General features: G+C 53.6%; 10 protein-coding genes, 1 tRNA gene and 1 pseudogene. 4 read left to right on the top strand and 8 right to left on the bottom strand.

Annotation, left to right across the window (positions count from 1 at the left end):
* From G6L28_RS06175 to G6L28_RS06145, 7 genes and pseudogenes are all read right to left on the bottom strand, one after another.
* A pseudogene (locus G6L28_RS06175) lies at nt 1-131 on the bottom strand (IS481 family transposase); the annotation flags it as partial.
* Between the two features lie 151 nt (nt 132-282).
* Nucleotides 283-1,077, bottom strand: coding sequence for an exopolysaccharide production regulator ExoR (exoR, locus tag G6L28_RS06170; RefSeq protein ID WP_174062896.1), 795 nt, complete (start codon nt 1,075-1,077; stop codon nt 283-285).
* The gene (locus G6L28_RS22825; protein ID WP_234902480.1) at nt 1,071-1,442 is read right to left on the bottom strand and encodes a hypothetical protein; all 372 of its coding nucleotides are present in this window, start codon (nt 1,440-1,442) and stop codon (nt 1,071-1,073) included. Before G6L28_RS22825 ends, exoR begins: the two co-directional genes overlap by 7 nt.
* Before the next feature lie 154 nt (nt 1,443-1,596).
* Nucleotides 1,597-2,883, bottom strand: coding sequence for an outer membrane protein transport protein (locus G6L28_RS06160; protein ID WP_174062895.1), 1,287 nt, complete (start codon nt 2,881-2,883; stop codon nt 1,597-1,599).
* A 403-nt stretch (nt 2,884-3,286) separates the two neighbouring features.
* The gene (locus tag G6L28_RS06155; protein ID WP_174062894.1) at nt 3,287-6,130 is read right to left on the bottom strand and encodes a valine--tRNA ligase; all 2,844 of its coding nucleotides are present in this window, start codon (nt 6,128-6,130) and stop codon (nt 3,287-3,289) included.
* Between the two features lie 154 nt (nt 6,131-6,284).
* Nucleotides 6,285-7,181: a PopZ family protein gene (locus G6L28_RS06150; RefSeq protein ID WP_174062893.1), complete on the bottom strand. Its 897-nt coding sequence runs from the start codon at nt 7,179-7,181 to the stop codon at nt 6,285-6,287.
* Nucleotides 7,182-7,394: 213 nt separating this feature from the next.
* Nucleotides 7,395-8,066: a protein-L-isoaspartate O-methyltransferase family protein gene (locus G6L28_RS06145; protein ID WP_174062892.1), complete on the bottom strand. Its 672-nt coding sequence runs from the start codon at nt 8,064-8,066 to the stop codon at nt 7,395-7,397.
* A gap of 262 nt (nt 8,067-8,328) precedes the next feature.
* Between G6L28_RS06145 and G6L28_RS06140 the strand changes: the two genes are divergently transcribed.
* From G6L28_RS06140 to G6L28_RS06125, 4 genes are all read left to right on the top strand, one after another.
* Nucleotides 8,329-8,481, top strand: coding sequence for a DUF3309 family protein (locus G6L28_RS06140; RefSeq protein ID WP_084631335.1), 153 nt, complete (start codon nt 8,329-8,331; stop codon nt 8,479-8,481).
* Nucleotides 8,482-8,664: 183 nt separating this feature from the next.
* Nucleotides 8,665-8,738 (top strand) — tRNA-Cys (locus G6L28_RS06135).
* A 564-nt stretch (nt 8,739-9,302) separates the two neighbouring features.
* On the top strand, nt 9,303-9,593 hold the full coding sequence (locus G6L28_RS06130) for a hypothetical protein (RefSeq protein WP_174062891.1): 291 nt from the start codon (nt 9,303-9,305) through the stop codon (nt 9,591-9,593).
* A gap of 122 nt (nt 9,594-9,715) precedes the next feature.
* A complete protein-coding gene (locus tag G6L28_RS06125; protein WP_174062890.1) occupies nt 9,716-9,961 on the top strand; it encodes a DUF982 domain-containing protein in 246 nt (81 codons plus the stop codon).
* 653 nt (nt 9,962-10,614) lie between these two features.
* Here G6L28_RS06125 and wrbA read toward each other — a convergent pair.
* Entirely contained in the window at nt 10,615-11,214 is a 600-nt protein-coding gene (gene wrbA / locus G6L28_RS06120) for an NAD(P)H:quinone oxidoreductase type IV (protein WP_174062889.1), read from the bottom strand.
* Between the last annotated feature and the right edge of the window lie 72 nt (nt 11,215-11,286).

Here is an 11,286-nt window from a genome sequence, read left to right as displayed (position 1 = left end):
CGCCACTTGGCCACAGTCTTCTGATTGATCCCGTAGCGCTTTGACAGAGCCCTCAGGCTCTCTTGACTATTTTGTATTGCTCGACGGATTGCCTCCGTCGTCGTGGCGCTGCCGTGCAGAATTTGTCCCATAGTGCATCCCTCCAAGCTTGGGAAAATAATGCACCATCAAAGTCCGGGATCAAACACCTAGTCCTCGGCGTAAATATACTGTCGCCGCGCGAATGAGCGTGAGCTGACTCTCAGCACGCGGCATGATGTGGAAAGCGGCATGATGTGGAAATCAGTCAGCGTTACCCGAAGAAATATTCTGCGCAAGCGAGATCGCGACCCGACGGTCGTCTTCGGCAGCAACTGAGAAGGCCTGCTCCTGAAGGCTTTGTATCCAAACGCAGTTGACCGGAGCGCATTTATCCAGTGCGGCGGTCATGAAAGCGAGGCCGCGCACCGTCTGGCCTTCCTGAAACAGAAGATTGCCGAATATAGACATAGCGCCTGCATGGCCGTGCCTGCGGGCCTGATTGAGCCACTTCTTTGCCTGCTGGCTGTCTGCTCGACCACCCTCACCCGCCAGGATCATCTGTGCAAGCTGAAACTGGGCTTCAGCAACACCAAAGGTTGAGGCAACCTGAAAGTAGAGTTGGCGAGCCTGCCCCAGGTCCATCTTGACCGGGCTACCTGGAATGCCATGACGATAGTAATCGGCAAGCGACAAAAGGGCGTTGACGAAAAAGCCTGTGTCCTCAGAGCCGGGCTCCACGCCCTGGCTAGCGATTTCGCTATAAATCTTGAAGGCCTCGAAGTCGTTCTTGGCAACACCATCGCCATAGGCATACATGTTGGCAAGGGCCCAGCGAGAGCCGGTATGGCCCTTTTCCGCAGCGTAGCGGTAGGCCTCTACGGCATCTTCCTTTTTGCCATCCTTGTAGGATTTGAAGCCGAACTTGAAGAGGTCGAAAGGACCGGATTCCTTGGTGACGCCCGACTTGATATCGAAGGCGAGTGCTGGCACTGAAAGCGATGCCAGCATAATCCCCAGACACAGCGGTTTCAAAACGTTGATGTCACATTTCAGCATTTCAACGAACTTCTCTCACTCTTCCCGGCGCAAAGCGAAAACTCACGCAATACGGCAAAGCCAATCCACGCCGGGCCGCGATTTCGAACACACTGCGTCTCTCCAGCAGCACTCTCCATCGTGCTGCCAGTGACCTCTTGCGGCGATAGCTCAGTATTTTCATGAAGACAGATATAAGTACCGTTTCCGGCAACATAACGGCGTTTCGTCATCGCCTGGATTCCACCAAACGAGCTAGCAGAATTGAATTCCGCAGTTACTTGCTTAAAGCCTGAATCCGCACCTGTTTTCACTTTTACCACTTCCGCAGAACCACTTTCGAAGTCCGCATATTCTTCTATTTCCCTGCCTGCGAAAGCATTCAAGCACATGCTTTGTGGCGGGAAATGGACAAATTAGGCTTCATTCTTACGCTACGTGAAGGTTGCATAAAGATGTTGCCAAATCGTCACAATATTGCCGTTGGGCAACAAAAAACCCGGCTGATGAGAGCCGGGTTTTCAGAGAAATCATATTTCGTTAAAACTTAACTTTTACGCCCGTGGAAATTGCGGCCACTAAATCGTTTCCGAACCGATAGCCCGCCTCGTCGCCACACGTCGTCAATCCGCACGGTCTCCCAGCAATCGAAGATTCTCCGGAGGTCAGAAGACCAAGTGCACCTGCGATTTTGAATTCGATACTTTTGTTCGGCGAATAAACGAGCTGTGTTCCAAGCAACCAAGTATCGGTTTGGGTGCCGATGACCGTGGACGTACCACGATCCCAAGTCAAACTAACAGCGCCGCTCCACTGGTCGTTAAATTTGTGACCGACACCTCCCGATATCGTCCAGCCATCACGGTAAAACTGATCGAGTGTGTTAAGGGCGGTAACTCCTGCCACACAAGGCGAAACACCAACGGGGCAAAAGGCAACTGTTTGAATTTGGCTCCAATCCGTCCATTTGACGGAACCGAACGCGAGCCAACCTGGCGCGACACCCGACTGCACCTTGAGTTCAACGCTGTCTGGCAAGGAGACAGAGCCGTAAACCGGGGTAATGCGTCCGCCGTAGACCGCGAGCACGGGGTTAGTGGGTACGGCGGGAACATTCGTTAGATCGACCGTACCACTAAGATCGTAATCGACGGCGCTATTATATACTAAGCTCGTACGGAACGCGATTTCGGGAATTTCGTAGGCAACGCCAGCTCTCCACCCCCAACCGTCACCTTCCATTTCCAGTTTCCCCACGCCGGAAAAGACGGAAGGATAAAGAGGGCCTAATGCCAAGGGCGATACAACTTGGCGATATTTATAGCCACTTATCTCTTGATAGAATCCACCTCCGATAAGCGAAAGTTGACCTTTTCCCATTTCGAGTTTTACACGGCACGTAGTCGCATAATTATGGGATTCTACCTTAGTCTCTATGTTGTAGCTTGACCCTTGCCAGATACCGGGCTTGAGATGAGCTCCCCATGGCTCCGAATAATCAAACATGCAGTCGCCGTAATCGCCTATAGCCGCCTTGGCGCCGATACGCGGAGACCAATAATTTTCAGAATCGTCCGCGCTTGTCGACCATGAAGCGGGCAGAGGGCCGCCGCCTTTTGAAGGGAGCGGATTATCGCGAGCGTCTTTGACTTCTCGTTGCGGAGCAACAAATGTGGCGGTGCTGTCCAGCACGTAATCGGAAGTATCGAACAGAAGATCGATATTATAGCCACCGCGCTCGAGACCACCCGCAAAGGCAGGTGTCAAAGACGTGAAGCCGATGGCAAGGCCAAGAGCGCCAGTTATGATAGGATTCTGTTTTGCCATCTCTCTCCCCAATCAAGGCAATGTGATGGGAGGAAACTGAAGTGCTTCTTAGAAAAAGACAATGTGTCGCAGGACTTAGCAAAACCCGACAAAAGCTAAAATTTTTACGTAAAAAAACCTGCCACGCTCTGCAGCGACTGTTGTGCAGTTTATTATTCTAATTATTTGGGATTAATCCGCCAAACTTGGTATTTTATCGCAATGATCGTGCCATCTGTGACCATGTGACAACAAACATAATTTTCACGTAAAAATAGCCAATTGCAGCCGCAATTGCCGGAATGTCGCGGAAGGGTACGCGATCTTTACTTGGGACAGATGCGAAAAAAACGGGTGATTCTATCAGTTATAGACAGGAGGCGCCTACCTGTAAGCGCCTCCCTGTTTTGTAAGGCTGTGCTACTCAGCCAGCTTCATTGACGCGCTGAAGTGCGATCTTGAGGCTCTTTATTTGAAGCTCCAACTCGGCCTTGCGTTCACGGTCGGCGGCAACCACTTCCGGGTCGGCGTTGGCAACGAACTTTTCGTTCGACAGCTTCTTGTCGATACGCTCCAGTTCGGCTTCGGCCTTGCCTATAGCCTTTTCGAGACGTGCCTTCTCGGCGGCGATGTCGATAAGGTTGCCGAGCGGGATGCAAACGGTGGCCTCACCCAGAACCAGCTGAGCCGAACCCTTCGGCGCTGAATCGGCTGCCAGTATCTCGTCAGCGCGTGCCAGACGGCGAATGGCTGCGGAGTGACGGTCGAGGCGGGACTCGGTCGTCGGGTTGGCAGCCACTATGACCAGCGGAGCGGTGGCACCAGGCGGAACATTCATCTCGGAACGCGTGGAGCGAATGCCCGAAACGAGGTCGATCAGCCAGTTAATTTCCGCAGCTGCAGCCTCGTCACGGAACTCAGGCATCGGCCAGTCTGCGTGGCAGAGCAGACGATCTCGGCTCTCGCCCTCACCTGCCGTATGCGCCCACAGTTCTTCGGTCATGAATGGCATGAAGGGGTGAAGAAGCTTGTAGATTTCTTCCAGAACGTAAGCTGCACAGGCCTGCGCCTCTGTCTTCGCCGCTTCATCTTCGCCGCTGAAGACAGGCTTCAGCAGTTCCAGATACCAATCGCAGAACTGGTTCCACACGAAGCGATAGAGCGTCGCCGAGGCATCGTTGAAGCGATAGGCCTCGATCTGGGCTGTGACGTCCCGTGCCGTGTTGGCAAGTTCGGTCAAGATCCAGCGGTTGATCGTCTGCGTCGCCGTTTCGGGGAGGAAGTGCGGATCGCGATTCACGCCATTCATTTCGGCAAAGCGCGTGGCGTTCCACAGCTTGGTGCCGAAATTGCGATAACCAGCGATACGCGCCGCGTCCAGCTTCACGTCACGCCCTTGCGCTGCCATGATGGCGAGCGTGAAGCGAAGCGCATCGGCACCGTATTCGTCGATCAGCTCCAGCGGGTCGATGACGTTGCCCTTGGACTTCGACATCTTCTGGCCGTTCTTGTCACGAACCAGCGCGTGAATATAGACGGTGTGGAACGGCTCGACGGCATGGCCCGCATCGTCCTTCATGAAATGCAGACCCATCTGCATCATGCGAACGACCCAGAACGGAATGATATCGAAGCCGGTGACCAGAACGTTTGTCGGATAATAGCGCGCAAGTTCGGGCGTCTTTTCCGGCCAGCCGAGCGTGGAGAATGGCCACAGCGCAGACGAGAACCAGGTGTCGAGAACGTCTTCATCGCGAACGAGGATTTCGCCCGGCTGGAAGTTCTCCAGCTTCTCTTCAACCCAGGCCTTCCACGGGCCTTCGTGAGCGATATAGTGCTGGATAGCCGCCTGAAGCGCATCTTCCTCTGTCTTCTCGACGAAAACCTGACCATCAGGGCCGTACCATGCCGGGATCTGGTGACCCCACCAAAGCTGGCGAGAAATGCACCATGGCTGGATGTTTTCCATCCATTGGAAGTAGGTGTTCTCCCAGTTCTTGGGCACGAACTTGGTGCGGCCTTCGCGCACGGAAGCGATCGCAGGCTGGGCCAGCGTCTTGTTGTCGACCCACCACTGCTCCGTCATGCGCGGCTCGATTGGAACGCCGCCACGGTCGCCGTGCGGCACCATGTGCTTGTGTGGCTCGATCTTGTCGAGCAGACCGGCTTCTTCGAAGATTTCCACGATGATCTTGCGGGCAGCGAAACGGTCCTGCCCCTCCAGACGATCCCAGGCGCCGTGCAACGCTGCCGGATGATCGAGGCCTTCGAGGAAATCCTCGTTCTCCTTGATGGTAATCGTCGCATCGATATTCATGATGTTGATGGCGCGCAGGCCGCAACGCTTTCCGACTTCGAAGTCGTTGAAATCATGCGCAGGCGTGATCTTCACAGCGCCCGTACCCGTGCTCGGGTCGGCATAGGTATCGGCAACGATCGGGATCTTGCGACCGACGATCGGCAGAATGACATGCTTGCCGATGATACCCTGATAACGCTGGTCATCCGCGTGAACGGCAATGCCGGTATCACCCAGCATCGTTTCCGGGCGCGTGGTTGCAACGACGATGTAATCGCGCGTCTCATACTCGGTTGGCGCACCCCGATCATCCCACGCACATGGGTACTGATAGGTAACGCCCTTTTCCAGCGGGTAGCGGAAGTGCCAGAGGTTGCCCTTCACTTCCTGCTGCTCGACTTCCATGTCGGAAATCGCGGTCAGCAGCTTCGGGTCCCAGTTGACGAGGCGCTTGTCCTTGTAGATCAGGCCCTGCTTGTAGAGCGTGACGAAGACTTCCAGAACGGCTTCGGAAAGACCCTCATCCATTGTGAAACGTTCGCGCGACCAGTCGCAGGATGCGCCGAGACGCTTCAACTGGTTGAAGATCAAACCGCCGGATTCAGCCTTCCATTCCCATACCTTTTCAACGAAAGCATCACGGCCCATGTCACGGCGACCGGGCAGCTTCTGCTCCGCAAGCTTGCGCTCAACCACCATCTGCGTGGCGATGCCGGCATGGTCCATGCCCGGCTGCCAAAGCACGTCCTTGCCACGCATACGCTCGAAGCGGACCATAATGTCCTGCAGCGTATTGTTCAGCGCGTGCCCCATGTGAAGAGAGCCCGTCACATTCGGCGGAGGGATGACGATGGTGAAGGTTTCCGCACCTGGCTTTGCATTTGCGCCAGCGCGAAACGCATTGGCCTCGTCCCAGGCTTTGGCAACTTTCGGTTCGACGGCGGCGGAATCGTAGGTCTTTTCGAGCATTTCCTGACCTGAAATCTGGAGTTCTATTTTGAATTTTTAAATAAGGATGAGCGGTTGAGAGTCAACACAAAGTGGACAAATCGATGCTCATGCTTACGAAACGAAAAAGCCGCCCCGGATTTGGAGCGGCTTATATCTATTACACATATACGGCTTAACGACGAGGGCCGCGGGCCACGCGTTCGATTTCTTCGCGCACAAGGCGCTCCACAAGCGTCGGTAGATTGTCTTCCAGCCATTCCTGAAGCATAGGCCGTAGCATATCCTGCGCCAATTGCTCGATGGTCGGGCGCTGTACGCCATCGAACACCTCGGCGAGTTCCCCGAATGACTTGGCAATCTGCGCACCGGCAGCGGCCGAAATGAGGTTAACCGAGAGGGCGCTTTCTTCAACCGCTGGCAAGACTGGCGATTCAACCGGAACCTCCACCGTGCGAGTCGATGGCTTTTCAGGCTCCACTGCGCCGCGCAGTTCCAGATTTTCCCAGGATGGAACCTGAGGCGCAACAGCAGGCGCTGAAGAAAAGGACGGAACGTCGCCGATAACGTCCTTCGGCTGCGGGGAAACGGCAGCCATCAATGGGCGCACATCCGTGGGGCGCTGCGCAGCGGGCGCGATCCGCTCTGGCTGAAATACTGGCTGAGACTGAGGCGGCGCCGTTTCGGCCGGACGCTGTGCTGCAAAAGCCTGGGCACCCATGGCGGCGTTGCGATCAGCCGCGGCACGAACGCGGGCAGCCACATCGGCCAGTGACATGGTGTTTTCCTGTGGACGCTCGACGACTGGTTCGTTTCGTTCGGAAAACGGCGCGAAATCGGCCTGCTGACGCGCACCATATCCCTGATTTGCGGCAGGCGGGACATGTGAAGGCGGGCTCACAGGTTCTACTGCAAATGCACCATCGGAATGCTCACCCTCATCATCATAAACCGGAGGCAGGTGGCCGGAAAAAGCATCTGACGTCGCGGGCTCATTGCTTTCAATGATCCTGCGAATGGACGCCAGAATTTCTTCCATGGATGGTTCACGCGCGACACTTGGCTGAGCCATTATCTATCCCCGATTGCTACATTCTAACGGAGCGGAGCAAAAATACGCATGCTCCGAATCACCTTTAGTTTAGGGCAGCCATCGACGGAATAGAATCCGGCTTTTCGCTTAAACTGCTCGATACACAGCTTTATTTGCCGAGAGAACCACGCAAACAAAAAAGACCCACTCAACAAGCGGGTCTTTTCAAACTCGTCCCTACAGCAACCAGTCTTAGAAAACGAACACTTTCGCCTTTGCAAAACCGGGCAGTGGCTTGAACGAGACGTTGAAAGACGTAGCGGATGAAATGCCCTTGCCTTCCTTCTGGTATACGGTTGCTTTCGCAGCATTTCCGTAGCCAACCACGGCAACGAGCCGACCGCCATCCGCCAACTGGTCCAACAGGGCAGCGGGGACCTCTTCGACAGAGCCATTGATGAAAATCAGGTCATATGGCGCTTCTGCCGCGTAACCCTTCTCGAGTTCGCCCTTCACGGAAGCGACGTTATCATAGCCAAGCGCGGAAAGCGTCTCGATGGCGCGCGCCGAAAGCTCCTCATCGCTTTCAAGCGATACGACGGAGCCCGCCAACTGCGAGAGAATTGCGGATAGGTAACCAGTCCCACCGCCAATTTCGAGAACAAGGTCATCCTTCGTCACAGCAGCAAGCTGTAAAAGCTTGGCAAGAGGAGACGCCTTGAGGAGATAACGCGCTGGGCGTCCGTCCTTGGCAGGACAGATCTGCAGGTCTTCGTCGACATAAGCGATCTGCCTTGCGCTATCAGGAACGAAAGCCTCTCGCGGAACGGCAAGAAAAGCCTTGAGAACCGAGTGCGATGTTACATCGGTCGTGCGCAACTGGCCATCCACCATCTTCGCGCGTGCGGTTTCGAAATCCATCATGACGTTCATTGCCTCAAATAGAAGTCCTGCGCGGCAAGGAATTTATCCTACCGCATTTTGCTAATCGTCTTAATTGGCTCCGCCTGTCCTTTCAAGCTTTAGGATACAGATGTTGCAAAAAAGCTGCGCGTATCGCCGAAGGCCACCAGCCACAGAACGGCACTCGAAATTGGTGGTGATATCATACCGTCTCCAGCGGAACTTTTTTGACCGCTAATCATTGAATACGAACGAAAATCATCGCTAACGGCTGGAGGCAAAAATGCTCGGCACAATCCTGGTTATCTTGCTTATTCTGTTCCTGATCGGCGCCCTTCCGAGCTGGGGCTACCATAATTACGGCTACGGTCCATCGGGTGGCCTGGGATTGGTTCTTGTCATAGTATTGGTTCTCGTTCTCCTAGGCAGAATCTAAATTTCCTAGCCTCGCCTTTTCGAAGGCGAGGCACCATCTCCAAAGACGATTGAAAACAAAACCCCCCGCCCTCCTGCGCCACGTTTTCATAATAAAAAATCGGCCGATATTCAGAACGTCCCTCTTGCACATCGTTTAGGATTATTCTAAACCCCGGCCATCGCTTGATTATTCAAGCCGTGAGGCCTCGTGGCGGAGTGGTGACGCACAGGACTGCAAATCCTTGTACCCCGGTTCAATTCCGGGCGAGGCCTCCAACGCTTTATAGCGCACCAAACAACCATTTGAAATTCTTAAATAAAATTCTGGGTACGGCAATTTGGGCTTGAACCGTTCCGCTACACCAAATCAGGGTATGGCAAATCGTTCCTGATTTAATTCCCCTCCTCCTCTATTGACTCCTCCCCAACCAGAACATAATCAGAACATCGTTGGCACATGGGGCGTGTGCTTTCCGAAACAAAATGCGGCATTTGAAACTCTTGAACAGGAGACTGGAAACGTGTGTTCGGATTTTAGCCGCGGTGAGGTTGATGTCGCAGATTACATTCTTGAATGCCATAATTGAGACGCCAGAGCTGCTATCGAGACGATGCAGGAAGAGATTGAGCACCTGCAGTAGCAATTAAATCTGGCCGTGGTCGCAATGGGATATGGCTTTACACGGGGCTGGGTGCCTACGCGTGACAATAAGCCCAAGTAGAAAGAGTATTCGAGCCGAAAGTGGGACATGAATTTGGAACAAGAAATTCTGCGTCTCGTTTGAGACAAATTAGTCATAACGTGTTGTGAGCGTCGCACGCACGCCAACGGAGCGCATCATGAAAATCACCCTGCCCATTATCGTCTCAGCCCTGACACTGGCTGTCGCGGGCTGCACGACAGGTATTTCATCACGCGAACTGCAACCCATTCCCGGTAGCATTACCTATAATGGCCAGCCGCGCACAAAACTTACCAAGTCGCCCATCGGCAGCACATTCACGCATAGTTTCAGGACGTGGGATGGGGATCGATATATCGAGACCTATCAGATTTTACCGGATCGATCGCTACAGATCATAGATCGTCGCGTCGTTAGGGACTGGCCCATATTTGGTCGTGACGATTGATGGCGAGTTACCGTTGAACCTCGCCTCATAAGCGGTTAGACGCAGCTCCTGAAAAATCTCATGCAAAATGCTGTAGCGATTTTGTAATGAGGTGTCTTGAGAACAGATCGGCTTGAACCGCAATGCATACCAAATGGACGAAACCTGTGCTGGTCGCCTTTGAAGAACCGGGTGATTATACGAGCATCGACACAACGCAAGCAGCATCCTGGGCGATGATCGAGGACTGGCCGACAGAAGAAGGAGAAGCGCTTGATCGTGCGCTGCTTATCTTCGCGGCGGTCGGCTCTGGAAAGAAAACGCCGGAAGATGCCCGAAAAGCTTTCGTCGCCGCCGCAATGGAAGCTGGTCTCGATATCAAAGCCTGAGTAAAAAAGCTTACGATACTGTGGGTCAACGCGAAACTCTCTCGCAGAGAGGCATACGTCTCTGCGGCGTTTTGCGGCAACGACATCCGCTCAGAATGGGTGCTACCATGCACCGTAAAAATGTGCGGTTTCGTCAAAGAGAAAGCGCGGGAAAATAGAAGTGTATCCGCAATTCAATTTCGAGCGATATGTTTCATCAGAACAAAGATTGACCCATCATGAAAAAGCCTCTGCTATTGCTCCTCATAACCTGCCTTGGTATCGGCATCGTTGGTCATCTGGTGGTCGCATTTATCTATACGGGATAAGCAGACCGCGAATGATTTATGCACATTGTGAACGCGCGGATCACGACGCGCTTCAGCTAGACAATGCGCCTATCTTCGTCAGATCAGCAAATCGTTAACATTCATCTTTCCGTCGCGGAACCGCGTTAAACTTTGCACGTTTCTACCATATCATTTGGAGGGTAGAGAAATGCGTGACGGTTTGAACAGTCTGCTGGAAGTATCGCTTCTTGGTTTCGTCGTTGTAACTTGCCTTTTGATGGTCAACCCGCCGGTCTGACCTGAAAGAAACCACGTGTTTGATGCGCTCCGTTTCAGCGCTTACAAAAATGCGGCCCAAAAGGCCGCATTTTGCATTTCATAAGATCAGCCTGCCAATTTTTCTGCCAGCTTAGCGACATGAGCTCCCTGATATCTTGCTCCCTCAAGCTCGACCGCAGAAGGCTGCCGAGAGCCGTCACCATCAGTTATTGTCGAGGCTCCATAGGGAGAGCCACCCTTCACCTCTTCAACACCCATCTGTCCCTGAAACGCATAGGGCAAACCGGCAACGGCCATGCCGTGATGAAGAAAGGTTGGAATAAAGCTCAATATCGTTGATTCCTGCCCACCATGTTGTGTGGCGGATGAGGTAAAGGCAGAACCCAGTTTCCCAACCAGCTTACCACTGAACCACAGTCCGCCGGTCTGATCCCAGAAATTACGCATCTGCGACGCTACAGTTCCAAAGCGCGTTCCCGCACCAACGATGATCGCGTCATATTCGGCCAGTTCATCAACTGTTGAAATCGGCGCAGCCTGATCAAGCTTGAAGTTTGAAGATTTCGCCACGGCTTCCGGAACAAGTTCCGGCACACGTTTCACAACCGCCTCAGCACCAGCCGACCGGGCACCTTCTGCAACGGCATAGGCCATGGTTTCGATATGACCATAGGATGAATAATAGAGCACGAGAACTTTTGCCATTTTCATTTCTTCCCTAGAGTTTTCGACTTCAATGGAGACCTTCGAAACGTGAGAGGTCGATTATGTAACGGG

This window comes from Agrobacterium larrymoorei, assembly GCF_013322225.1.
GTDB lineage: Bacteria > Pseudomonadota > Alphaproteobacteria > Rhizobiales > Rhizobiaceae > Agrobacterium > Agrobacterium larrymoorei_A.
This window is presented reverse-complemented; position numbering and strand designations above follow the sequence as displayed.

What these genes read in the sequence shown, in the direction of transcription:
- exoR (WP_174062896.1), bottom strand. Translation starts at nt 1,077, where the DNA reads ATGCTGAAATGTGACATCAACGTTTTGAAACCGCTGTGTCTGGGGATT.
- G6L28_RS06160 (WP_174062895.1), bottom strand. Translation starts at nt 2,883, where the DNA reads ATGGCAAAACAGAATCCTATCATAACTGGCGCTCTTGGCCTTGCCATC.
- G6L28_RS06155 (WP_174062894.1), bottom strand. Translation starts at nt 6,130, where the DNA reads ATGCTCGAAAAGACCTACGATTCCGCCGCCGTCGAACCGAAAGTTGCC.
- G6L28_RS06150 (WP_174062893.1), bottom strand. Translation starts at nt 7,181, where the DNA reads ATGGCTCAGCCAAGTGTCGCGCGTGAACCATCCATGGAAGAAATTCTG.
- G6L28_RS06145 (WP_174062892.1), bottom strand. Translation starts at nt 8,066, where the DNA reads ATGATGGATTTCGAAACCGCACGCGCGAAGATGGTGGATGGCCAGTTG.
- G6L28_RS06140 (WP_084631335.1), top strand. Translation starts at nt 8,329, where the DNA reads ATGCTCGGCACAATCCTGGTTATCTTGCTTATTCTGTTCCTGATCGGC.
- G6L28_RS06130 (WP_174062891.1), top strand. Translation starts at nt 9,303, where the DNA reads ATGAAAATCACCCTGCCCATTATCGTCTCAGCCCTGACACTGGCTGTC.
- G6L28_RS06125 (WP_174062890.1), top strand. Translation starts at nt 9,716, where the DNA reads ATGCATACCAAATGGACGAAACCTGTGCTGGTCGCCTTTGAAGAACCG.
- wrbA (WP_174062889.1), bottom strand. Translation starts at nt 11,214, where the DNA reads ATGGCAAAAGTTCTCGTGCTCTATTATTCATCCTATGGTCATATCGAA.